The following is a 23,112-nucleotide window of genomic DNA, read 5'->3' on the forward strand; positions in this document are numbered from 1 at the left end:
GGTGGGCAAGACTCAGCTGGCCGCCGACTACGCGCGCCGCGCCTGGCAGCAGAAGGTGGAGGTCCTGGTGTGGGTGAACGCCGCCACCCGTGACGGCATCGTCTCCGCCTACGCCGACACTGCGGTGCGCTTGGGCCTACCCCTCGATGAACGGGATGATCCTGAGCAGGCAGCGCAGGAGTTCCTTATTTGGGCGGAAACCACTGATCGGTGCTGGTTAGTCGTCTTGGATGATGTGCATCGTCCCGCGGATCTGAACGGGTTGTGGCCTCCAGCGGCTACCTCAGCAGCAGGTGGCCAGGTGCTGGTCACCACCCGGCTGCGGGAGGCGGCCCTGACCGGAGCGGACCGACGCACGCTCGATATCGATACCTTCACGGAAGCAGAAGCCCGCTCCTATCTGACGGCCAAGCTTGATGGCCGGGACCCGGCTGCAGATGTGGATGGCCTCGCCGCCGATTTGGGGTTCCTACCGCTGGCACTGGCTCAGGCGGCGGCCTACATCGTCAATGCCGCTATCTCCTGCGCTGCCTACCGGCAGCGGCTGGCCACAAAGCTGCTGGCCCGCTCCGTTCCCGGCGTCGGCTATCTTCCTGACGGCCATGGGCGGATTGTCACTGCCACCTGGGAACTATCCATTGACCACGCCGACCGCCACAGCCCCGTCGGCCTCGCCCGTCCGCTGCTGTGCCTGGCCAGCGTCCTGGACCCTGCCGGCATTCCTCAAGCGGTGCTCACCAGCCCGCCCTCTCTGGACTACCTGAACAGCTACCTGCCCGCACCCGCAGCCAGTCCCTCGGGGGAGAATAGGGGCGGGGTGGACGGCACCATGGTGGACGAAGTGCTGCGTGTGCTACACCGGCACAGCCTCCTCGACCACGACCGCACCGCCACCCACCGCGAGATCCGCGTCCACCAACTCATCAGGCGCGCTACCCGCGAAAACCTCACGGCCCACCCAGACTTCGGGCCGCTTCGGTTCGCCAAACTCGTCCACAGCGCCGCCGACGCCCTCCTGCACATCTGGCCGCCGATCGAACGCGACCAACTCGGCCGCATCCTGCGTGCCAACACCACTGCCTTGCGGCATGCCGCCGGGACCGGTCTCTACAGTCCTGACGCTGGCGCCCATCCCGTGCTGTTTCACGCCACCACGAGCCTTGGCAACACCGGGCAAGTTACAGCCGCGATCACCGTCTGCACTGAGCTGCACACCGCGTGCCTGCACCACCTCGGCCCAGACCACCCCGATACGATGGTCATTCGCGGCAACCTAGCGCGGTGGCACGCTGAGGCGGGCGACACGGCGGGCGCGGTCACCAAATGCGAGGACCTGCTGGCCGACATGCTAAGAGTGCTGGGCCCCGACCACCCTGACACCCTGGCCACGCGGAACAATTGGGCGTCGTTTCAAGGTGAGGCAGGGAACGTTGCGGCCGCGGTTACCGCCTACGAGGACCTCCTGGCCGACATGCTAAAGGTGCTGGACCTCCAGGATCCCCGCATCCTGACTGTTCATAGCAATCTGGCGCGGTGGCGGAGTGTAGCGGGCGACATAGCGGGCGCGATCACTGCCTACGAACACTTACTCGCCGACCGCATTCGGGCGCTGGGCCCCGACCATCCCCGCACCCTGACCACTCGCGGCACTCTGGCGGATTGGCGAGGTGAGGCAGGGGACGTTGCGGGCGCGGTCAGCGCCTACGAGGACCTGCTGGCCGACATGCTGAAGGTGCTGGACCCCCAGGATCCCTACGTCCTGATCACGCGGAACAATCTGGCGCGGTGGCAGGGTGAAGCTGGAGACGTTGCGGGCGCGGTCAGCGCCTACGAGGACCTGCTGGCCGACATGCTAAGAGTGCTGGGCCCTGACCACCGTGAGACACGGGCCACCCAACACAATCTGGCGTACTGGCGACAACGGCCGACTGGTGAGCAACCGAGGAATTCCCTTTCTCAGAAACCCTCGATTGCTGGGCCATGATCAGTACACGGATACCATGTCCTGGCTTCTGGCGGCGGGCTGACAGCGGCACGTTCGAGGATGCGAAGAGTGGCACGACCGACGGAGACCGCCTCCACGAGTGCGGCGATGGAGCATATCTAGGGCTTTCGAGCATCTGCTAGTTGGTCCCCGCGGCGATGCCCGGATCGTGCCACGCATTCTTTCTGGGATACGGCAGGCTGTCCCCTACCAGGCGAAAGCATGGCAGCTTACCCCGAGGGTCTCGTTGGTCTAAGATCTGTAGCGTGATGGAGCCAGAACCGCATAATCGGTTCATTACGGGTTGGGACCCGCTGACAGACATCGTGGGTCGTAGTCTTCGTGACGACACTAGACGCCATGCACAGCCCATGCTTCTCCGACAGCGAACGCCCTACGTTCGTCTCTTCTGTCTGGGACTGGCCTTCAAGCTACGAAACCGCTCCATTGAGAGCGCCTTTGCAGTCTGCACGACGGCGCTCGTCCTAGCCGGCATCACGGTACTTGCTGCAAGCTGGCCTTGGAACGTATCTACAGATGCAGGCGAATCCTTTTCCGAGGTTGTGGCCACCATTGCTGCAGCTACAGCTTTTAGCAGCGTTATCCTGAGCGCAGTGGCAATACCGCAGGCAGCTGCGGCTAATATTGCCCCCGGCTACACAGCTGAGGTGATGAGGCGCAAAGCGCCTTGGCTGACCGGACTTGGACTGGCAGTGCTTGCCGCACTTCTTTTTTGGCTCAGCACAGCCTCCCCCGATGCTCAAGCTGCTCTTGGGGCAGGCATGCTTACCGCTGGCGGATTCTCCGCAGTATGGTGGGTATCCCGGTTGCTGATAACCTCTGCCGACTATCTGACTGTGAGCAAGCGGCAAGCACGGTTCATAAGACACGCGTTTTGGAAGGCGATCAGGCAGAAAAGCAAATTCGATGCTGCTTGGCTTAAGCCCAAATACCGCACCAGCGAGAACATCCTTCTCATCGGACAGCCACAAAACCTGCAATTCCTTGCTGGCTTCATGAGGCATCTTAATGCTGGCATAACTTCTAATATTGAAGCAGGTCGCCCTTCGGCAGCAGTCCCTTTCTTCGAGGAGATGGTCACTCTCTACGTGGAGTTTGCGCGTAAAAGCAATGGAAGAGTTGGCGGATCGAATGGCCCGGTACAGATACTTCTGAGCGCCAGCAAGGAGATCGTCCTGGCTGGACATTCGAAAGGCAATGAGTTCGACCGAACTGCCCAACACTGCGTAACTAAGATACTAGCACTGGCTACAGCAAGCTCAACCGAGATCGAATTTTCCGCGTCGCGTACCCTCGTAACACAAGCTCTCGCTGACTACATTGAGCTTACGTGGAAGAACGACAAATCATTGATTCCTGCGACGGCTGCGTCGGCGCTGGGAGAAGCCGTTAAGGCGTTTATCTCAGCGCGGGCCTACGAAGATGCCATTCGCACCATGGAGTCTATGAAGGACCTGACCCTTAAGGCAGTCGTTGACGATCGGCGTCACATCTCACTTTCTTGCGTCGAAGGGGCCATAGGAACGCTCCCAGTAATTCTTGCAACAGACGACAGAGCCGCCCGTGACGGCCTGCTCGCAGCTTATGTTGAGATACTCGATCTGATGCGGAAGATTCGTCCAGCGCTACGTTTTCACTTCAACGAGCCTACGAGTATAGTATTCCCCGGAATAGCGCTTGGACAGAAGGGACTGCAGCACGTTCTATGGGATGTTAAACGCACGGAAGAAGCTATGTCGTCTGCCGAGCGGCTACTACTTCCATGGATCGGTCGCGCCCTACAAGAGTTCTCGGTAGCCGAAGATGAGGACACCGCCAGAAAATGCGTTGAAGATTCTTTGGCTCTGCTCCTGTGTGTGGCGCTATGGTTCTCCTCATCCAACGTCTCGCCTCCACGGGCACAAAAAGTAGCCGACACTGCGGTCTCGTGGATGATTTCCGGAGAGCACGCGGCCTCACACCGCCGCATTATCCTTACTCCGGATATTGCAGAGCTTCTTTGGAGTTGCCTCCTCGCTGCTGCATATGGCGCTCGCAAGCCGGAGATATTGCGGGCAGCTGCAGGCCATATCAAATCGTTGATCGAATCAGAGCCCAGCGAAGGTGAGTTTGGTACTTACATCATTGATTTCATCAAGGGCGTTTACGTTGGCTCAGGCGCCACCGCAGCGGACGCCGATAAGTACATGAAGTTGCGTCCGCAACCCTATGGACCGCGATACGACGGAATTCATCTTGACGGTTTTGGCAACGCTCCTAGCATGAACCGCAACGCCACCGTTAACCCGCCGCAGCTTATCGACACGATAAATGCCTGGGCGATCACAGAGTTCCCAGGATTCATATCTGGTGACGTTACACAGGAGCCTTCCAGCCCGCCTTCCGCCAAGGGTGATCACTAATGTGAGATATTCTCGACCTTCTCTTCGCCAAGCGCCAGCCGATGCCTTAGCAACTCGGATCAAGATAAGCAAGTCCTACAGCGTGATTCCAAGAAGTGTGGGCTTGCGTCCTCCCACTAACCTGTATCCACTGCATGGCATAATCCAGCTCGAAAGATACCGAACAACCCGATATCGCCATGCTGTATCCGTCACCAGCGCACCGTGTGAGCTTTTTGGCATCAGCTGCTCTGCGTGACGTTGACGACGTGTGGCAGGCCGCACAATCCGCAGAATGAGCACCGCCAGGTGCCCGTCGAGGTCAAGACCGTATCGTCGCCCCGGGCACAATAGGTCCGTCCGACGAGCAGAATGCCGCAGTATTCCGCAGAACCGTCGCGAGGCGTGGATCACTCGCCGGACGGCGCATCTTCCACGATCAACTCCACACAGTCTCCCCGTAGAACCTTGCGATGCTTCCGCGGCCCCGGCACGACCTCGAGCACGGGCACACCCTCTGGCATGCCACCGAACTCCCGCAACTCCGCGGATGTGGCCAGATCTCGCCGCTCATCCGGAGTCGGCATGCGCGTGATGACTCTCGCCCCGTGCGGAATATGGTGCGGCTCTCGGGTCGGCTCACTGGCCACCATCGAACCCCGTTTGCGAACCGTGGTGATCCGTCCCTCGGCGCGGAGGTGGGCCAGGGCGTCGCGTACGGTGTCGCGGCCCACCTCGTACTTCTGTGAGAGCTGAGACTCCGAGGGCAACCAAGCTCCGGGCCGGTAGCGGCCGGCCGTTATGTCGTCGCGGATCGCAGCGGCGACCTGCCGGTAGACCGGCACCCCAGAGCTGTAGTCGATCACGGCACACAAGTGTCACAGGGGCATATTGCCATGAGCCTTGTGGCCATGAGGCCCTAGCGTTAACGTGGGTAAACGCCTCTCCGTGAGGATTCTCTACGGACCAATTATCCGAAATGGTGACGGAGGACGCAAACTCACATGGCTACCGCCCTCGAAGCTCAATCCGGCCCTGACCTACGTGGCGCGTTCAGGCGGTACTACGTCTGGCGCGACTCCGCCGGCAGGTGGCACGCGCGGCCGTTGCCCAAGCTGACCAGCGACGAGATCGCTTACCGCATCCTGCCCGAGCTGGTCGCCGACTCGCCTATCCAGCTCGCCTACAAGTGCACGTGGCAACGGAGTCGCCGCAACGTCCACCGCTACCTGCAGAAGTACGCCGAGAGGAGCGCGGCCCTTGAGTCAGCCTCCTGAGACGCCAGAGGTGCGGTGGGAGCCGTACCAGCGACCACCCAAAGACCACATCCGGATCACGGAGACCTCCTGTTGCGCCGCGTACGAATGGGCCGCTCAGGGCGGGCACTTCCTCATCCTGCGCCCTGCTCAGGAAGAGGGCCTCTACGAAGAGACGGCCAGAGGCCGGTACCGACAGGCCCGCCAACTCTGGGAAGAACTGCTCACCGCTCATGACCTGAAGCACCAGAATGAGGAAGCCGCTCGTGCCGCCGCCGAGCGGAAACGCCGTACCCGTGGACCTCGCGTCAAGCGAGTCGCGTGATTCGCGTGTGTACGCATGCGGCGACCTCGCCAGCCCTTGCCACTGATCACAATCTGCGGCTTTCTGCGGCATAGCGCGAGTCTCTGGCTCCGCGCCCCTGAGCATACGTAGACGGGCTCGAGCGCGCCTTCGTAGGTTCTGCGGATTGCGCGGCGGTACCGGCAAGATCGCCGCCCACCGCGAGGCGGCAACAACCTGGTGTCACCTCGCGTCCGACGGCCTGATGGCGGGGAAAGGATTAGGGGGACGTAGGGCCGCGAAGCTCCGCCGGTCACGCGTGCCCGCCCTACCCTAGAGACACTGTGCCTCGGCGAGGGAGCGCGATGAGCAAGGCGACGGATGCCCCTACCTACGTTCGGATAGCTGAGGACATCCGCAGCCGCATCCTGCAAGGCGATCCCCCGGCCGGCGCCATGCTGCCCTCCGAGGCCGTTCTCTCCAGCACGTACGGCGTGGCCAGAGGAACAGTCCGCCAGGCGGTGGCCGAGTTGGAGCGCTCGGGGCTGGTGGCCAGCGAGGCCGGCCGCGGCCGTCGCGTAACTGGCGGCGATCCAGCGACGACCACCCGGGCAGCAGCCACGCAGTACGAGACGATCGCCGAGACGCTCCGCAAGCGCATCGAGGCCGGCGAACTCGTCGCCGGCCAGCAACTTCCCGGCGAGGCCGCCATCGCGGAGGAATTCGGGGTGTCGAAGGGCACGGCTCGTCAGGCGCTTCAGGTGTTGGCCGGCGAACGGCTGATCGCGGCCATCCACGGCAAGGGATGGTTCGTAGGCGGTCCTGAACACGCGCAGACCCGCGCCGACGTAGTGGCTGATGAGTTCCGGAAGGACATAGATACGGGCAAGCTCGCCGTGGGATCCGTCCTGCCCGGAGAGAATGCACTGGCTCAAGAGCGCGGTGTCGGCCGCATCACCATCAGACGCGCCTTCGCGCTCCTGGAGGCAGAAGGAGTCATCGAGAAGAGGCCCGGCATGGGCCGCGTCGTCAAATCCCGATCCAAAGGTGACACGTGACCGTTTCTCACACGCCTTCGATCCCCTTCACCTCCGCTGACGCGCTGGCGACCCTGCGGGAGGTCTGCGAGTCCGCGGGGCTGGCCGGTCAGGACGCTCGCCTGATCCGCCTCGGAGAGAACGCCTTGTTTGTGCTGCCTGCCGAACAGGTCGTGGTGAGGATCGCGCGCAGTTTGGGAGTACTGGACGACGTGCGGAAGGAGGTGGCCGTATCAGCCTGGCTGAGCGAGGCGGGGATCCCTGCAGCGCGAGCGACGACCCATCCCCAACCACTCATCGTGAGAGGCCGGCCTGTAACGTTCTGGCACCTCCTGCCTGACAGCGGTTCGCCGGCGAGCATCGACGACCTGGCACGTGTCCTGCATGAACTGCATAAGGTGGCCGTTCCCGCAGGCCTGGCGCTGCCACGGTTGGAAATCCTCAGCCGCGTCTCGGAGCGCATCAACGCGGCGCCCATCCTCACTGACGACGATCGCGAGTTCCTTCTTGCGCGGCGTCGTGATCTGCAAAGCGCCTACGATGCGCTGGCCTTCCCTCTCACGCCGTGCGCGGTTCATGGTGACGCCCACTCCGACAATCTCATCAAGACTGTCGGCGGAGGCGTTGTGCTCATAGATTTCGAGCGCTTCGCATTCGGGCCTCCAGAAACGGATCTCGCGGTCACCGCCATCGAACACACTCTGAGTTGGGGAACGCGAGCCGAGTACAACCAGTTCGCCGAACGCTACGGATTCGATGTTCTGGCCTGGGAAGGCTATCCAGTGCTCAGAGATATCAATGAGCTGAAAATGACGACCTGGCTTATGCAGAACGTCGATGAAGATGCGGCCATAGCGCAGGAGTTCCGCAATCGCATGATCTCTCTGCGGAATCCGGATGCTCCTCGGAAATGGCGTGCCTTCTAGGCGCTCTCCGGCGAGTATTTCCGAGCAACAATTGCATTGAACGATGCCACACAACCATCTTCCGCGTGACTGGTCAGGTCTGCTTGTAGGTCCCGGATGTATCGGAGATACCGTTCCGACTTGAGCGGCCCCGCGAGGTCGATGGCTTCCAGAGCGACAGTTGCGGCCTGCGCTGGTTCGCCCATGTGCACGTAGCTCGCCGCCTGGACCAGCCGGTCGAAGGCCAAGGTTCGTACGTACATCGGGTCGCAGAGCCCGACCGCCTGGCCGACGAACTCCATCGCCTGCGACGGCTTCTGCAGGTCCCGGTAGCAGTGCGCGCCTTCACTGGCCAACTCGGCGGCGTCGAAGTACCCGACCCAGGGTGGATCACCGTCCACGTTGCGCTTGGCGAACCACTTCTCCGCCTCAAGCAGGGCTCGCGCACACGCGGTCTCATCGCCATTTCCTGCGTGTGCACGGGCCTCCATGGCGAAGAACAAGGCCATAGGCGTAGCGGTGGACGTGCCTCGGCAGCCCTCCTGCGCCGCACGGGCGAGTTGAATCGACTGATCGTATCTGCCCAGGTAGTTGGCCTGGTGGCTCATGTCGGCCAGAATCAGCCCGCCCAGCATGCGATCTCCGGACACCTGCGCGAGACGTAGCCCTTGCAGGAAGTATCTCTGCGCGAGTCCATGTCGACCGAGGTCATAAGCCGTCCACGCGACCAGTTCCGTGATCTCCGCTGCAGCCGCGTACAGCGCCCGCCCCACCGGCTCGTTGAACTTCCCGTCGAGCATGGGGACGACTTCACGGTTGTAATACTGAACGAGAGCAGAGCGCGCATGACCACCCCCGAATTGAAAGCCCATGTTGGCGAACAGATCGGTCGTGGCGCGAATGGTTTGGACATCCCAGATGCCAACAGATGGCCGCGCGTGCTCCCTCATCGGTAGCGATTCTGGGCGTGCCAGCAGCCACGCAATCAGGGACTCGTTCCAAGCGTCCGGAACGACTACCGACTGAAGCGCCACTGGGTCGTCGGCGAGATCTCGCCGCGTCAAGCCCAGCAGTCGGCTTCCCACGTCGGAAATGCCGCCACCATGCGCCAGGCTGCGTTCGAGCGTCTCCGGCGTCACGACGCTGGCAAAACCGATGTCGTCCAGCGTGAAGGTTGCTCCCGCCTTCTTGCTGAGTGCATCGGCAATGAACCGCGCAGTGGCCGGCCGCGGCATCACTCCGTCGAGCCAGCGTTTGACGTCCACATGCGTACAACTGAGCGTTACGCCGACTTCTTGCGCAATCTGCCGTACTCGTGAAGCAAGACCCGAATTAGAACAATCAGCGCGTCGCATGGCGCCAGCAAGCCCCACATTGGGCATTCGGGACATCTTCACCTCCGCATGTGCACGCCTCGGCAATCATGGCGCGAACATGGCCTCACGGGCCTGCATTCCCGAGAAATTCCACCCCGCGTTTCTCCTGGTCAAGGCTCGAATCACCCCCAAAAAGCACTCCCTGTGCATTCAGTCCCGATCATGAGCACGGTGTTGCCGGAGGGCTCGGCAAGGAAGGCTTTAGTCAGCAAGAGCGGGCGAGCCGAGCACCGCAGGACTCCAACACGAACAGTCCCTACGACTTGACTCTCCGTAGCTATACATGTTCTATGTCTCTTAGAACCTGCTCGCCGAACCGAGAGGGCTCAACATGCTCGTCCGTCCACGCAAGGTGCTCCCGACCGTCCTCACGATCTGCCTCGCCCTCTACGCCCTGAAGGACCCGGAGGGCGCGGCGACCGTGGTCAAGGCGGCAGCGCACCTGGTCATGAGCGCTTCCGAGTCGCTCGCCCGGTTCATCCACACCGCCAGCAACTGATCACCCAGGAAAGAGACCCGACAGTGGCTCACAACCCGAACCGCCCGCTCCACCCGGCACGCATGTCGCTCGCCGACCTCGAAACCGTCTGGCAGAGCAACGGCGAGACGCCGCTCCCGGAGTGCACCTACGACCCGGAGCTGCACACCGGCCCGCGACTCACGATCGAGAGCACCGAGGAGCGCGCCGCGCGCGAGGCCGTGGCGCGCGAGGTCTGTGCCACCTGCCCGGCGCTGCTGCTCTGCGAGCTGTACGCGAGGCAGGCCCGCCCGGCCTCGGGCATCTGGGCCGGCCGGATGCCCGCCGAGCTGACGACCCACACCACCGAACTGGAAGACATGGAGGTGGCCTGAATGGCCAGCCGCACCCGTACCCGCTTCTGGGACCCGTCCGGCCACCGGTACGGCATCCCCACCTACCCGAGGAAAAAGGTCCCGCCGCACCTGCGTACTCTGCGCCAGCTCGCCGCCGAGGGGCTCCGGCCGGGCGGTCAGGGACCGCAGGCCCAGGTCCTGTGGTGCTCGCGTCTTCCCGGCCCGCCTCGTGTTCGCGCTACCTACCTGTACGACGTGCGGTTCGCCCTGCCGAAGCGCAGCCGTCGCACCCGCACGACGCCCCCGAAGGTGAACACCTCCCGCCGCACGTGTTCCGAGTGCCTGACCGACGTCGGCTACGTCCTGCCGCGCCACCTCGGCGTGTGCCTCGACTGCGCCGAGGAGGCAGCTGCATGAGCCGCCGCACCCTCGACACGTCCAGACGCCCTGGCGTCACCGTCCACGGCGCGAAGCTCCCGACCTACTACCAGCCCGAAGCCGGGCGTGACGGCTGGCTGGAGGCCGACCGCAAGCGCGGCATGAGCCGCAGCGGGCGCCCCACACGCGAACGCCGCCCGCGCACCGCCGAAAGGAAAGACACCCGATGACCATCTACGAGACCACACCGCGCCCGCTGACCGAGGGCGAGCGCACCGCGATATCCGCCACCGCAGCCGTCACGGGAGCGCTCGGCCTGCTGGGGTTCGTCAACAGCTTCGAGCGCGTCGCCACGGCGGCTGAGCCCTCGTTCGGGTGGTTCGCCTGGACGGTGCCGCTCGGCATAGACCTGGGCATCGCGGTGTTCTCCGCGCTCGACATCGTCCTGGCCCGCCTCGGCATGCGGCTGAGCTGGCTGCGGTTCATCCCCTGGGCGCTGACCGCCGCGACGGTCTACCTCAACGTGGCCGCCTACCTCAACGTCGCTGGGCGTACGGACTGGTTCGCGGTGGTCGCGCATGCCCTGCTGCCGCTGCTGTGGGTCATCGCCATCGAGGTCGGTGCCCACGTCGTACGCAAGCACGCGGATCTGACCAGGCCAGACCGCATGGACGGCATCCGCCGCTCACGCTGGCTACTCGCCCCGTTGGCAACAGTTTCCCTGTGGCGCCGCATGGTGCTCTGGGAGGTCCGCAGCTATCCCGATGCCCTCGGGCAGGAGCGCGAACGCATCCTTGCCAAGACCGAACTCCAGGACCGGTACGGCCGACTGTGGCGGTGGAAGGCCACCCGGCGCGAGCGAGCCCTGTACCGCCTCGGCGAACTCACGCCCAAGCACACGGAGACGCCACTCGCCGTGGCGGTGCCAGAAACCCAACGCGCTGCACTGCCGCCGGCCCCGCCGAAGCGCCCCACGCGCAAGCCCAAGCGAGCGCAAACACCGCCGCCGAACGTAGGAGACCTCTTGCCCATAGGACGACACGTAGCCGCCGACCTACTCGCACAGGGCGATCCCCTGACCCGTGACCGACTCCGCGACGCCATCCGCAGCCGTGGCCGAAGCATCTCGACCGACCGCGCGGGCGCACTCCTGGCCCGGCTCAAGGCGGAAGGCCCCGCAGCCGTACCGGAAGGCGAGGCCGCCTGATGAGCCTGAGCATCACCGACACGCGCATGACCTCGGACGGCTGCCCGAACGTGGCCGAACTCCTGGCCGGCGGATGGACGGTCACCGGCTACCCCGGACGGCTGTTCGACCGCAACCAGGCCATCACCGCCATGCTCCTGGCCGAACTACTGGCACTGACCCTGCCCGCCGACGGACGCAACGCGCTTCTCGCCCACTGCTGGGTAACCGAACTCGACATCACCGAAGCGGACGGACCGCACACCCCGACCGCCGACACCACGACCACCGACCGCCCGGACGAGACGCGGTCCGACCGCGCATCGACCCTGACCGCTGGCTGGGACGCGGCCTCATCCGCCAAGACAACGACCGCGCCCCAGAACTCCGCCAACCACCAGGCAGCAGAGGTGCATTCATCATGACGCAGCGACCGGACGACCCCAACCACGACCCGGAGAACGACGGCACGCCCGACCGGTCCGACCCCGCACCGGACGACAAGGGGGCGGAAATCGTCGACCTCGACGCCGCCCGGTCCGGCCGCAACGCCGACCGGTCCCCGTCCGAGCCGAAGCCCACGACGGACGACGCGGACGGCCCGGTCCTGGAGGGCGAGGTGCTCCGGGTGGACCGGCCCGGTCCCGCCCGGATGGACTGGCGGGCGAGCCTGGAGCGGAAGGCAACGAGCCGTCAGCCGCTCATCCCGCTGTGGCTGCGCTCCCGCGCCGAGGCCATCGAGACCGTCAGGTGGGCGAGCCTCCACTACGCACATGTGGCCGGCTACCAGGTTCTGCGCGCCCCGCTGTATGCCGGACGGCTCACCGTACGGGCTCCCCGCGGCTTCGTCCGCCTGGTGAACGGCATGGTGCGGTGGACCTTCGACTTCGAGGGCGAGCCCGTACGCGTGGCCGCCGTCCAGAAATCCGACTACGACGGGTACCTCAAGTTGAGCAGGCAACGAGACTCTCGCGTACGGCTGCGTGTCTGGATCACCGGGACCATCCTGGTCACGCTGCTCGTCCTGGCCATCGTCGTGACCAACCAGCCGACCGCCGCCCAGTGGGGAGTGCTCGCCGTAGCCATGGCCGCGCTGGGCATCCTCGGAAAGCCCGCCGACCGGCCCCTGATCAACCGCGCCGTCATGGCCTCCGAGGTGGAGAAGCTGAGTAGCGACATCGTGGTCCGCGCGCTGAGCGTGCTCGGCATCGCCGGCATCACGCAGGCGCTCTCGAAGAACCCCAAGGACGCCATCCGGTTCGTCGCCCCGATCACCCGCGACGGCCCCGGCTGGCGTGCCGACATCGACCTGCCGTACGGCGTGACCGTGGCGGATGTGCTGGACAGGCGTAAGCAGCTCTCCGGCGCGCTGCGTCGTCCGCTGGGCTGCATCTGGCCCGAGGGTGACTCCTCGATCCACGAGGGGCGGCTGATTCTGTGGGTGGGAGATAAGGACCTGTCCACGACCGTCGTGCGGTCCCCGCTCAAGCAGGCCCGTTCGCACGACGTGTTCAAGGGCATCCCGTTCGGCAACGACCCGCGCGGCCGCCTGGTCACGGTGCCGCTGATCCAGCACAACGTGCTGATCGGCTCTCAGCCTGGCCAGGGCAAGACCTCGTCCATCCGCGAACTGGCCGCCGGGATCGTGCTCGATCCCACGGTCGAGGCGTGGTTCCACGAGCTCAAGGGCACCGGCGACCTGGACCCGTACGACAAGGTCTGCCACCGCTACGTCTCCGGCATCGAAGACGAGGCCATCGCCTACGCCGCCGACTCCCTGACCCTGCTGCGCAAGGTGGTCATGCGCCGCTCGGCCGCGCTCAAGGCCCTGCCTGCGGACCTGTGCCCGGACAAGCGGGTCACCCGCGTCATCGCCGACAAGCGTTCACTTGGCCTGCATCCGCTGGTCTGCATCATCGACGAGTGTCAGAACCTGTTCGCCCACGCCGAGTACGGCGATAAGGCAGGCGATGACGCCGAGTTCATCATCAAGCTCGGCCGTGCCCTGGGCGTGGTCCTGATCCTGGCCACCCAGCGCCCGGACCGTGACAGCCTGCCCACCGGCATCTCCGCGAACGTGTCCATCCGGTTCTGCCTGCGGGTGGCCGGCCAGCTCGAAAACGACATGATCCTCGGCACCTCGGCGTACAAGAACGGCATCCGCGCCACGGTGTTCGTCCCGGAGAAGGACGCGGGCACCGGCTACCTGGTCGGCGCAACGCCGATGCCCAAGGTAGTCAAGGCCGCCTACCTGAACACCCCGGAGACCCAGCTCATCGCCGACCGTGCTTTCGCGCTACGCAAGGCGGTAGGGACGCTGACCGGCTATGCCCTCGGCGAGACGGCCGAGCAGGCCACGCCCAACTTCGATCTCCTGGCCGACATCCTGGCCGTGGTCCCGCTGTCCGAGGCCAAGGTGTGGAACGAGGTCATCGTGGATCGCCTGGCCGAACTGCGACCCGAGATCTACGGCGCATGGGCAGCTCTGGAAGGCGGCGCGAAGACAGCCCAGCTCACCACCGCGCTCAAGCCGTACGGTGCCCGCACCATGCAGGTCTGGGGCACTCCCGAAGGCGGCGGCAAGGGCGCCAACCGCATCGGCATCGCTCGCGAAGACATCACCAACGCCCTCACTGAGCGTGACAAGGGCAAGGCGTCGTAGCTCACCCGATCGCCTCTAGACCTAGAGGCACACCCCTCTAGGTCTAGAGGCTCCCCTAGAGCCCGAACATGCGATCCACCAGGGCTCTAGTGCCTAGAGCCTGACCTGCGGAAACCCTGCAAACGGCCCTGGAGGCCCTCATGACCAGCGTCATCGCCCTTCTAGCAGCCTGCCTACCCATCGTCACCATCGGTTACATCGGCGTCTGTCTCGCCTCGCCCTGGGGCCGCTGCACCCGATGCCGCCCCGGCGGCAAGAACCGCACCTGCCTCGCCTGCAACGGCACCGGCAAGCGGCCCCGCCTCGGCTGGCAGCTCTACGTCTACGCCCGCCGCCTGCACCGCGACGGTGACCACTGATGCCGCCCAGCACTCCCGCGGCATCACTCTCTGAGGAGACCCACATGCACGACCTCACCCGCTATGCCCTGGCCGCCGCCGCTCGCGGCTGGCACGTCTTCCCGCTCGCCCCGAACGACAAGCGCCCGCTGCCTGGCTTCACCGCCTGGGAACAGCACGCCACCACCGACACCACACTCATCCACCACATGTGGGCCCGAGGCCCGTTCAACATCGGCATCGCCTGCGGCCCGTCCGGCCTCGTGGTGCTCGACCTCGACGTGCCCAAGCCCGACGAGCACCCGCCGGCCGACTGGGCGCTGCCCGGCGTCAACGACGGCGCGGACGTCCTGGCCTCGCTCTGCGAGCAGGCCGGCCAGCCGCTACCGCTGGAGACCTTCATGGTCCGCACCCGACGCGGCGGCACCCACCTCTACTTCACCGCCCCGGCCGAGGCCGACCTGCGCAACACCGCCGGCAAGCTCGGCTGGAAGATCGACACTCGTGCCTGCGGCGGCTACGTCGTCGCCCCAGGCAGTCATGTCGCTCTGCCAGACGGTAGCGGCTCCTACGTCGTCCTATATGACCCAACTCCGGCCGCGCTCCCGGCCTGGCTGACCGAGCGCCTCAGCTCTCCACCGCTGTCCACGTCCGGCACATCTGCGGGGGTTGTGCTGGCTGCCTGTGGCGGTGACAGGGCTGCCGGATACGCCTTGGCCGCAGTGCGCGGCGAGATCGAACGGGTCCTGGACGCCGTGCCCGGTACCCGCAACGACACCCTCAACATTGCCGCCTTCGCTCTGGGCCAGCTCATCGCGGCCAGCCTGCTCCCGCGCCACCTCGCCGAGGCGTGCCTGCTCAACGCCGCCGAGGCTATCGGACTCGACTTCCGCGAGGCGTTCACCACCATCCGCTCAGGCCTCGACAGCGGCCTACGCCGTCCCCGGGGGGCAGCCGCTTGACCACCAACGGACGCCCTACCGCCGAGACCATCCTGAGCAACCTCGGCGCTGCACAGCAGCTCACCGACCTGCACAACGCACCCACGCCATGGGAACCTCCGGCGCCACTCGGCCAGCGGGGCGAACTCCCGCCCTTCCCGGTGCACGCGCTCCCCGCCTGGGTCGCCGAGCACGTCAGCGCCGTGGCGGAGGAGACACAGACGCCGCTCGACCTTGCGGGCTCCGTCGCCCTGGCCGCACTCTCCACCGCCGCCGGCGGACGCGCCGTCGTCAACGTCCGCGGCTCCTGGGTGGAACCAGTGAACCTGTTCGTCCTGGTAGCCATGCCGCCGGGCTCGCGCAAGTCCGCCGTCTTCCGCGCCATGACCACTCCGCTGCTCCACGCCGAAAGCGTCCTGGTCAGCAGGGTCGGCCCGCAAATCACCGAGGCCGAAGTGGCCCGCCGCCTGGCCGAGGACCTCGCCGAGAAGGCCGCCCGCGCGGCCAGCTCGGCACGCGGCGAGGCAGCCCCGGAAGCCATCATGGAAGCGCAGAGCGCGGCCCTGGCCGTCGAAGGCATCAAGGTCCCGGTCAAGCCCCGGCTCATTGCCGACGACGTCACACCGGAGACCGCCTCCACCATCCTCGTCGAGCAAGGCGGCCGCCTGGCCGTCCTATCCGCCGAGGGCGGCATCTTCGCCACCCTCGCCGGCCGCTACTCCGGCGCACCCAACCTGGACCTGTTCCTCAAAGGACACGCCGGAGACCCGCTCATCGTCGATCGGCGAGGCCGCAGCGAACGCGTCGACCAGGCCGTCCTGACCATGGGCCTCGCCGTACAACCCGAGATCGTCTCCGACATCGCTACCATGCCCGGCTTCCGCGGAAAGGGCCTGCTCGGCCGCATCCTCTACAGCCTGCCGAAAAGCAACGTCGGCTACCGCAACGTCGACTCACCCACCGTCCCGGACCACATCGCCGCCCGCTACGACGCCAACCTGCAACGCCTCACCATCGACATGCACGACTGGGACGACCCCGCCCGCCTCGTCCTCGCGCCCGAAGCCGCCGCCATCTTCACCGAACACCGCCGCACCACCGAACGCCGCCTACGCCTGGATTCCGGCGACCTCGGCCACATCACCGACTGGGCAGGCAAATTCGACGGCGCCGTCATGCGCATCGCCGGACTCATCCACCTCGCCAACCGCGTCGAAGACGGCTGGCGCCACCCGATCACCGCCGACACCGTCAACGCCGCCATCACCATCGGCCAATACTTCACCGCCCACGCGCTCGCCACCTTCGACGCCATGGGCGCCGACCCCGACCTGGAAGCCGCCCGCACCGTTCACGCCTGGCTCCACCGCACCGGCACCACCCGCTTCACCGTCCGCGAAGCCTTCACCGCCCTGCCACGCAACCGCTTCCGCAAGGTGGGCGAGCTGGAGACACCACTCGACCTCCTGGAGCAGCTCGGCTGGATCCGCCGCGAACCCGAGCCACCTCGCACCGGCCCTGGCCGCCGCCCGTCACCGGCCTACGCCGTCCACCCGAGCCTCCACCAGCACACCGCCTGAGAAGGAACCGCTCTTGAAAACAGCAACCCGCACCGACGAAAAGCTCACCGTCGCCGAAGTCTGCGCCGAACTCAAGATCGCCCGCTCCACCTTCTACGACTGGCGCGCCAAGAAGCAGGGACCACGCTGCATCACCCTCGCCAACCGCGAACTGCGCATCCGCCGCTCCGAACTCGACCGCTGGCTCGACGCACGAGAGGACACTGCCTGATGGGAAAGATCACCTACAGCGTCCGCTTCTGGGCAATCAAGACGTACAAGGGCAGCAGGGTCACCACCCACACCGTCCGGTGGATCGTGGAAGGCCACGAATGGAAAGAGCCTTTCCGCACCCTGGCCCACGCCGAGAGTTTCCGCGCCCAGCTCATGTCAGCCGCCCGGCAAGGCGAGGCATTCAGCGTCGCAACAGGACGCCCCATCTCCTGGCAGCGCGAGGAAACCGTCCTCACATGGTTCACCTTCACGCTGTCCTACGTCGAAGCCAAGTGGCGATACGCCTCACCCAACCACCGCCGCGGCATCGCCGAGGCGCTCACCGACGCCACAGAAGCCCTACTGACCAAAGAAAACGGCGGACCAGACACCGACACTCAACGCGCCGCCCTCCGCTGGGCCTACAGCGAACGCGTACGGAAAGCGGCACAACCGCCAGCCGAGCTCGCGACGGCACTGCGCTGGCTGGAAACGAACACAGTGTCCATGACGGCATTCGAAGAACCAGGCAAGGGCGCACTCCTCACACGCGGCCTGCTCGACCGGATTAGCCGCACCAAGGACGGCAAGACCGCCGCCGCGAACACCGCGAACCGCAAGCGCATGAGCTTGAACAACGCCATGGAGTACGCCGTGGAGATCGGAGCCCTGTCCTCCAACCCCCTAAAGGCGGTGAAGTGGACGAAGCCACGCACGCTCACCACCATTGACCCACGCGTCGTGATCAACATCGAACAGGCACGAAGATTCCTCGCTGCCGTCCAACGGCAGGGCACCCGAGGCCCGCGCATGAAAGCTTTCTTCGGCTGCATGTACTTCGCCGCCCTACGGCCGGAGGAGGTAGTCGACCTACGACAGGAGCATCTCGTCAGCCTTCCAGAGAACGGATGGGGCGAGTTCCGACTCACCCATGCCGAACCTCGTGCGGGCAGCCGCTGGACCGACAGCGGAAAGGTCCGGGAGCGGCGCGCGCTCAAGCATCGGGCGGACGGCGAGACTCGCGCCGTACCCATTCACCCAGAACTCGGCGCGATGCTCCGGAAGCACATCCAGGAGTTCGGCACTGGGCCCGACAACCGTATCTTTATCGGCCCACGGGGCGGCCTTATGACAGATCGTGCCTACTTGAAAGTCTTCCACGAGGCCCGCGCAGACGCGTTCACCCACGCAGAGGCTCGGTCACCCCTGATGGTTGTCCCCTACGATCTACGCCACGCATGCGTCTCCACATGGCTCAACGCAGGCGTGTCTGCGCCTCAAGTTGCCGAGTGGGCAGGCCACAGTGTCAACGTCCTGCTACGCGTCTACGCCAAGTGCATACACGGTCAACAGAGCGAGGCCATGCAGCGTATCTGGAACGCAACCAAGCCATGACTGCAAAGTGCGGCAGGCGGGCGTCAACTTGCCCGCCCGACTTGTGGCCCGCGAGGAGAGTACGTATTCGCGCAGCCGTCAGACTTGACTCGTCCTGGGAACCGTCCGCAAGGCAACGCTATTCTCGGCGTTGACCGCTACTTCGCTGGAGGTACTCGACCGCCCTCATCAGAGCTGCGACGTTATCTCGCATCAGACCGAGAGCCTTGTTACAGTTTCCGCACAATAAACCTCGCACGCACTTACCGCAGGAAGAAGATCCATGACAGCAGGAATGATCGTGATCAATCTGCGTGTCCCTTCTACCATCCAGAGTAACCGTACAAATTGCGCAGCTACCACCCTGCTCTTGCAGCAGCCTCTCGTACCGATCCCATTGAAGATTGTGACGCTGAAGGACCCTGCACTGTCGGCAGACTCGTCCAGCTCTTTGGTCAGGCCTTCGAGACTGCTTTTGTGCGGGGTATTCATCCGACCCTTTCCATCGTTCGCATAGGCGACATAACACCGATCCATCGGGCCTTACGTACTGTTCGTAACTATTAAATAAAGGGTCCCCATGATTTCTATACCTCATGGCATGCTTGGTACAATACCCATAGCTGTGGCGGCGTTCACTGCAGCTTTCGACACCGCACGGGTGGAATTCTCCCGCCACCTTTACCGGCTTTAATTCCTGCCCGCGATACTGCTGAATATAGTGTGCGCGACATAAGGACTTAGCCGCAACAAGTTTAAGACAGTCAGGCTGAGAGCACATTTTTGGCTCGCCTTTCATGCCAATCGGGCGGAGTTCCTGCCCCTTTCGCCGCTGATAGTTATGTGCATCACAGAGACCGCGAGCGTCATGCGGCCTACCACAATCGGGATAGCTACAGGTTCGTGTTACGGACACCAGTTTCAATGGCCCAAGCTCTTTCCCTTGCCTTTTCTGCGCATAATGACTCTGACAAAGTCCCGCCGTATGAGTAGGGCGAGCACAGTCATAATACGAACATTCTTGAACCTTCTTGGCATCCAGTGGCCCTAGCGGGCGTCCTGCTCGTTGTTGTTGGGCGTGGCTTTTGCAAAGGCCACGCGAGGATGACTCCCGGGAGCATGGAGGAAGCTCAAGGGCGATTTCGCGTCCCACTATGCAAGGGCGCCCCGGATCAACTCTCCTCAGAGGGCGTAGGGGTTTCCCGTCGCGCAGCTGATTTGCGTGACTCTTGCATAGAGTGATGCTTTGTCCATCTCGAATCAAATATTTACGCCCGCCATTCTCGCACTCTGGCCCTTCGCAGGTTCGTTCCGAATGTTCGCCGTTGCCCATCATGCTCCTTCCAGTCGCCGAAGGAAGAGAAGGCTACGCGATGGCACCGACAGTTTCTGCAAGCAACATGATTGTCTGCAGGCCGCTCCGCAGCGATGGGTCTCTCAGTGGCACGTTCAGTCCAGCAACTGCCCAGCCGATGTTACGTGTTTTGAGGACCTGGCAAACCGAACCGCCGTAACCTCTGTGCATCCTCGGCGCGACCTACCTTCTCCAGGGCATACGGCAGTAGACGGGCAGAGTGATAGTCGCCGGCCTTGGTCCGGGCCTCCAGGTCCCCCACTCGGCCCTGCTCAGCCAGCGTGCCGGCCAGTCGTGCACTTGCGAAATAGTCACCGGCCTCGGCTCGGGCCTGCAACTCCTCCACTTCCCCCTCAGCGGCCAGCAAGTCGGCCAACCGCAGCGCGAAAATGTAGCCGCGAGAGTCCGCTCGGGATCGTAACTCGTCGACCAATCCCTGTTCGGCAAGTAGTGCAGCCAATCTCGAATCGGCGTCGCTGTCGCCAGCATTGGCACGGGCCCGTAGTTCCTCTATCCGTCCTTGCTTGTGGAGCAGGTAGGCCAACCAATACGGAGCCTCACTATCGCCAGCCTCAGCACGGATCCTCAGCTCATCATTCGCCCCTTGATCAGCCAGCAACTCAGCCAAGTTCCAGGCGGCAGCGCCATCGCCAGCATCGGCCCTAGCTCGCAGCTCTTCCACTGATCCCTGTTCTGCTAACAGCAGGGCTTGCAGCCATTCCAATTTTCGAGCGGCATGCCTGTCGCCAGCGTCGGCTCGGGATCTCAACCTTTCTTCCTGGCCACGTCTGGCCAACAAGGCGGCCAGCCGCGAAGCCGCATGCTCGTCGCCGGCATCGGCCCGAATCTCCAAATCCTCTTCTCTCATATGCTCATACAGCAGGCGGGCCAATTGCCAAGAAGCTTGGTAGTCGCCAGCGTCTGCGTGGGCTCGCAACTCCTCTTCTCTCCCCTGTTCCTTCAGCAAGTTGGCAAGCCTCTTGGCGGCATCACGATGGCCACTAGAAGCTGCTTTGCGATAGAAGGGCTCGGCATGCACATATAGCAGTCGATCTTCAGCGCTGACGCCGAGATGATACTGGTCATTGGGATCGGCTAGCTGTGTTTGATAAGCATCCCAAGCGGTAGCTGGAACGATGGCGGTGCGACGTTCGGCACCAACGTGCTGTACCAGATAATCCGCGACTTCGTATCCGGTGAGCTGGCCCATCTCTGCTCCTACCGGAGCAAGGGCAGCCGCAACACCATGCACGAGTTCACTGGAGTATGCCAGGGCGGCCTCGAACCAGTTGGGCGGAGCAACAGCACGCTGGCGATGGTCGCAGTAGCCGGGCGCAGCATTGCGCAGCAAATCCGCGCTGAGCGGGGTTTCAGCGCCAAGTCGGGTGGCGTCAATGGCGGCATCAAGCACCGCCTTCTGGTAGGGATTGGCGCCCCTCCAGCGGGCGAGCAGTTGTGGTCCCGCGGCAATCACCTGGAAGGGCCCGTAGTCGCTGGATTGCAAGGCCAGACGGATGCGAGCATCAGTCTGGGCGATCTCTTGGACACGCTCAATCTCAGGCGGGCTGAGTCGCCTATCAACCTGGACCACCTCGGCTAGCTCCAGCACGCTCCGCTCAGCCTGGTAACGGTCGGGTTCGCTGGAGAGAGGTGGGGTGGTGTAGGCGGTGTAGCGATCAGGCCAGAGGGTGGCTACCAGCACAGCGCCAGCCTGCAGCAAGGTTTGCACCGTGGCGGCATCCAGGCCATGCTCGCCTCCTAGATAGCGCTGCAACTCATCCAGCCAAAGTACGGTCAGCTGAGACGGGTTAGAGGCGAATGCCCGCAACTGGGTCGCATCGGCCGGACGTAGCAGCCACCACTGAGGCATCAATGCTCGCACCGCTTCATAGGCAGTGCGGGTCTTGCCAACTGAAGAGCCACCGACTAGCACGACCATCCCGCCCTGGGTCATCGCTTCGCGCAGCAATGCCCGGACTCCTCGATGGGCGGTATCGATGTCGCGCTCAACATACTGCGGCAGCACGCCTGTCGCACCCGGAGCGGTGATGGACGCGTGAACGCCGAGGCGGCGCGGTTGTGTTTGCTCTACCCGAACGGCCCCTGCCGGGCCACTCGCCTGCCCAGCCCGCTCCCATGCCGCTCGCCATGGCCCTACATCACCGTCGCTCAGACCACAAGCACGCAGAAACAGCTCCAGCGTCTCCAGCCTGGGCCGTTTGACACCTCCCAGCAGGTCGCTAATCGTGCTGCGGGGAAGAGCATAAGGTCGGGCAGCTCGCTCCAAACCGGCGTAGGTGAAGCCCTTCAGGCGGCGCAGCGCGTTCAGCGAGTCCGCTAGATCGGGCACCGTCTCAACGCAAGCCGCCTTCGCCTCAAGATCAGGACGCTGGCCGTTAGGTGCATCCATCGCCCATCCTCTTCCAGATCGTCGAACCCAAGAGACGACACTTGAACACATCCCTCCGCCAACGTCTACGGACCTTGTCGGACAGCGGCGAATGCCTAACTGCCCTCAGCGTCTGATCGGCGGTTCCCTCTGACCAGACTGGCTTATCCGCCCAGTCATCGGCAGCGATTCGTCCGCCTTACTCCGTACCCGATGCCGGACACCGTGCGCATCGACGACGGTCAGGAGTGCACGCCACAGATCCATCCGGACCACTTCACCCACTACAAGCAGCGAACAAGGAGCTAACATGCACTTGCTTGAGGGCATCCCCTTGATCGGCGCCGCGCTGACTCTAGCCAGCAGCGTCCTCAACTTGGTCACAAGTCGTACTCGTCGGGAAGGGCGCCAAGGCAGCCAGTTCGAGTGTAGGTGTCACCGCCCCATCGTGCTCAGCTCCACCACCGAGACCCACCTAGCCACTGATGCGCAACACGATGGGGCATCTTCGGCCAAGGCCGGCCCGAGAACTTAGTGTCAACACCGCCTCAAAACTGACCCCTTTCCAACGTCTGAAATCTGACCCCCTGACTCGTGTTGATGGTTACTGTGTGTCGCGGTCGGCGGCGGGAGGGCGGCCGAGGTCGCGGTTCTTGAGCCGG

General features: G+C 64.3%; 22 protein-coding genes. 18 read left to right on the forward strand and 4 right to left on the reverse strand.

Annotated elements, in window-relative coordinates; translation table 11 throughout:
* Both ITP53_RS39030 and ITP53_RS39035 read left to right on the forward strand, forming a co-directional pair.
* A partial coding sequence (locus tag ITP53_RS39030; RefSeq protein WP_195900496.1) for a tetratricopeptide repeat protein occupies positions 1-1,984 on the forward strand: 1,984 nt, incomplete at its 5' end.
* Positions 1,985-2,598: 614 nt separating this feature from the next.
* On the forward strand, positions 2,599-4,407 hold the full coding sequence (locus ITP53_RS39035) for a hypothetical protein (protein ID WP_195900497.1): 1,809 nt from the start codon (positions 2,599-2,601) through the stop codon (positions 4,405-4,407).
* 389 nt (positions 4,408-4,796) lie between these two features.
* Here the strand turns inward: ITP53_RS39035 and ITP53_RS39040 are convergent, their stop codons facing one another.
* Entirely contained in the window at positions 4,797-5,252 is a 456-nt protein-coding gene (locus ITP53_RS39040) for a GntR family transcriptional regulator (protein ID WP_195900498.1), read from the reverse strand.
* A 138-nt stretch (positions 5,253-5,390) separates the two neighbouring features.
* Between ITP53_RS39040 and ITP53_RS39045 the strand changes: the two genes are divergently transcribed.
* From ITP53_RS39045 to ITP53_RS39060, 4 genes are all read left to right on the forward strand, one after another.
* Complete coding sequence (locus tag ITP53_RS39045; protein WP_195900499.1) at positions 5,391-5,663, forward strand: hypothetical protein; 273 nt, start codon at positions 5,391-5,393, stop codon at positions 5,661-5,663.
* Complete coding sequence (locus tag ITP53_RS39050; RefSeq protein ID WP_195900500.1) at positions 5,647-5,967, forward strand: hypothetical protein; 321 nt, start codon at positions 5,647-5,649, stop codon at positions 5,965-5,967. Before ITP53_RS39045 ends, ITP53_RS39050 begins: the two co-directional genes overlap by 17 nt.
* 323 nt (positions 5,968-6,290) lie before the next feature.
* Positions 6,291-6,983 carry a GntR family transcriptional regulator gene (locus ITP53_RS39055; protein WP_195900501.1) on the forward strand — a complete coding sequence of 231 codons (693 nt, stop codon included), beginning with the start codon at positions 6,291-6,293 and terminating at the stop codon, positions 6,981-6,983.
* Positions 6,980-7,888, forward strand: coding sequence for a phosphotransferase (locus ITP53_RS39060; RefSeq protein WP_195900502.1), 909 nt, complete (start codon positions 6,980-6,982; stop codon positions 7,886-7,888). The genes ITP53_RS39055 and ITP53_RS39060 overlap by 4 nt, the downstream gene beginning before the upstream one ends.
* Here ITP53_RS39060 and ITP53_RS39065 read toward each other — a convergent pair.
* On the reverse strand, positions 7,885-9,132 hold the full coding sequence (locus tag ITP53_RS39065; RefSeq protein WP_195900503.1) for a sporulation protein: 1,248 nt from the start codon (positions 9,130-9,132) through the stop codon (positions 7,885-7,887). The genes ITP53_RS39060 and ITP53_RS39065 overlap by 4 nt on opposite strands.
* A gap of 442 nt (positions 9,133-9,574) precedes the next feature.
* Between ITP53_RS39065 and ITP53_RS39070 the strand changes: the two genes are divergently transcribed.
* From ITP53_RS39070 to ITP53_RS39125, 12 genes are all read left to right on the forward strand, one after another.
* Positions 9,575-9,742, forward strand: a complete 168-nt coding sequence (locus ITP53_RS39070; RefSeq protein ID WP_195900504.1) for a hypothetical protein — start codon at positions 9,575-9,577, stop codon at positions 9,740-9,742.
* 23 nt (positions 9,743-9,765) lie between these two features.
* Positions 9,766-10,095, forward strand: coding sequence for a WhiB family transcriptional regulator (locus ITP53_RS39075; RefSeq protein WP_195900505.1), 330 nt, complete (start codon positions 9,766-9,768; stop codon positions 10,093-10,095).
* On the forward strand, positions 10,096-10,473 hold the full coding sequence (locus ITP53_RS39080) for an RRQRL motif-containing zinc-binding protein (RefSeq protein ID WP_195900506.1): 378 nt from the start codon (positions 10,096-10,098) through the stop codon (positions 10,471-10,473).
* Positions 10,470-10,664, forward strand: a complete 195-nt coding sequence (locus ITP53_RS39085) for a hypothetical protein (RefSeq protein ID WP_195900507.1) — start codon at positions 10,470-10,472, stop codon at positions 10,662-10,664. Before ITP53_RS39080 ends, ITP53_RS39085 begins: the two co-directional genes overlap by 4 nt.
* Complete coding sequence (locus ITP53_RS39090; RefSeq protein ID WP_195900508.1) at positions 10,661-11,641, forward strand: DUF2637 domain-containing protein; 981 nt, start codon at positions 10,661-10,663, stop codon at positions 11,639-11,641. The genes ITP53_RS39085 and ITP53_RS39090 overlap by 4 nt, the downstream gene beginning before the upstream one ends.
* Entirely contained in the window at positions 11,641-12,045 is a 405-nt protein-coding gene (locus ITP53_RS39095; protein WP_195900509.1) for a hypothetical protein, read from the forward strand. Before ITP53_RS39090 ends, ITP53_RS39095 begins: the two co-directional genes overlap by 1 nt.
* Positions 12,042-14,282 (forward strand): FtsK/SpoIIIE domain-containing protein, encoded by a 2,241-nt coding sequence (locus ITP53_RS39100; protein ID WP_195900510.1) that lies wholly within the window; start codon positions 12,042-12,044, stop codon positions 14,280-14,282. Before ITP53_RS39095 ends, ITP53_RS39100 begins: the two co-directional genes overlap by 4 nt.
* A 140-nt stretch (positions 14,283-14,422) precedes the next feature.
* On the forward strand, positions 14,423-14,641 hold the full coding sequence (locus ITP53_RS39105; RefSeq protein WP_195900511.1) for a hypothetical protein: 219 nt from the start codon (positions 14,423-14,425) through the stop codon (positions 14,639-14,641).
* Positions 14,642-14,685: 44 nt separating this feature from the next.
* Complete coding sequence (locus tag ITP53_RS39110) at positions 14,686-15,582, forward strand: bifunctional DNA primase/polymerase (RefSeq protein WP_207757055.1); 897 nt, start codon at positions 14,686-14,688, stop codon at positions 15,580-15,582.
* Positions 15,579-17,141, forward strand: a complete 1,563-nt coding sequence (locus tag ITP53_RS39115) for a YfjI family protein (protein WP_195900513.1) — start codon at positions 15,579-15,581, stop codon at positions 17,139-17,141. The genes ITP53_RS39110 and ITP53_RS39115 overlap by 4 nt, the downstream gene beginning before the upstream one ends.
* 13 nt (positions 17,142-17,154) lie before the next feature.
* Positions 17,155-17,352, forward strand: coding sequence for a helix-turn-helix transcriptional regulator (locus ITP53_RS39120; RefSeq protein WP_195900514.1), 198 nt, complete (start codon positions 17,155-17,157; stop codon positions 17,350-17,352).
* Positions 17,352-18,728 (forward strand): tyrosine-type recombinase/integrase, encoded by a 1,377-nt coding sequence (locus ITP53_RS39125; RefSeq protein WP_195900515.1) that lies wholly within the window; start codon positions 17,352-17,354, stop codon positions 18,726-18,728. Before ITP53_RS39120 ends, ITP53_RS39125 begins: the two co-directional genes overlap by 1 nt.
* Before the next feature lie 118 nt (positions 18,729-18,846).
* Here the strand turns inward: ITP53_RS39125 and ITP53_RS61425 are convergent, their stop codons facing one another.
* Both ITP53_RS61425 and ITP53_RS39135 read right to left on the reverse strand, forming a co-directional pair.
* Positions 18,847-20,043: an endonuclease VII domain-containing protein gene (locus ITP53_RS61425; RefSeq protein WP_407941378.1), complete on the reverse strand. Its 1,197-nt coding sequence runs from the start codon at positions 20,041-20,043 to the stop codon at positions 18,847-18,849.
* Positions 20,044-20,182: 139 nt separating this feature from the next.
* Complete coding sequence (locus ITP53_RS39135; RefSeq protein ID WP_195900517.1) at positions 20,183-22,471, reverse strand: helix-turn-helix domain-containing protein; 2,289 nt, start codon at positions 22,469-22,471, stop codon at positions 20,183-20,185.
* Positions 22,472-23,112: the final 641 nt, after the last annotated feature.

The sequence above is a fragment of the Nonomuraea cypriaca genome, assembly GCF_015645445.1.
Classification (GTDB): domain Bacteria; phylum Actinomycetota; class Actinomycetes; order Streptosporangiales; family Streptosporangiaceae; genus Nonomuraea; species Nonomuraea cypriaca.

Coding starts and splice junctions, on each gene's coding strand:
- ITP53_RS39095 (WP_195900509.1), top strand. CDS start 11,641: ATGAGCCTGAGCATCACCGACACGCGCATGACCTCGGACGGCTGCCCG.
- ITP53_RS39100 (WP_195900510.1), top strand. CDS start 12,042: ATGACGCAGCGACCGGACGACCCCAACCACGACCCGGAGAACGACGGC.
- ITP53_RS39070 (WP_195900504.1), top strand. CDS start 9,575: ATGCTCGTCCGTCCACGCAAGGTGCTCCCGACCGTCCTCACGATCTGC.
- ITP53_RS39045 (WP_195900499.1), top strand. CDS start 5,391: ATGGCTACCGCCCTCGAAGCTCAATCCGGCCCTGACCTACGTGGCGCG.
- ITP53_RS39090 (WP_195900508.1), top strand. CDS start 10,661: ATGACCATCTACGAGACCACACCGCGCCCGCTGACCGAGGGCGAGCGC.
- ITP53_RS39085 (WP_195900507.1), top strand. CDS start 10,470: ATGAGCCGCCGCACCCTCGACACGTCCAGACGCCCTGGCGTCACCGTC.
- ITP53_RS39080 (WP_195900506.1), top strand. CDS start 10,096: ATGGCCAGCCGCACCCGTACCCGCTTCTGGGACCCGTCCGGCCACCGG.
- ITP53_RS39135 (WP_195900517.1), bottom strand. CDS start 22,471: ATGGATGCACCTAACGGCCAGCGTCCTGATCTTGAGGCGAAGGCGGCT.
- ITP53_RS39105 (WP_195900511.1), top strand. CDS start 14,423: ATGACCAGCGTCATCGCCCTTCTAGCAGCCTGCCTACCCATCGTCACC.
- ITP53_RS39125 (WP_195900515.1), top strand. CDS start 17,352: ATGGGAAAGATCACCTACAGCGTCCGCTTCTGGGCAATCAAGACGTAC.
- ITP53_RS39055 (WP_195900501.1), top strand. CDS start 6,291: ATGAGCAAGGCGACGGATGCCCCTACCTACGTTCGGATAGCTGAGGAC.
- ITP53_RS39110 (WP_207757055.1), top strand. CDS start 14,686: ATGCACGACCTCACCCGCTATGCCCTGGCCGCCGCCGCTCGCGGCTGG.
- ITP53_RS61425 (WP_407941378.1), bottom strand. CDS start 20,043: ATGATGGGCAACGGCGAACATTCGGAACGAACCTGCGAAGGGCCAGAG.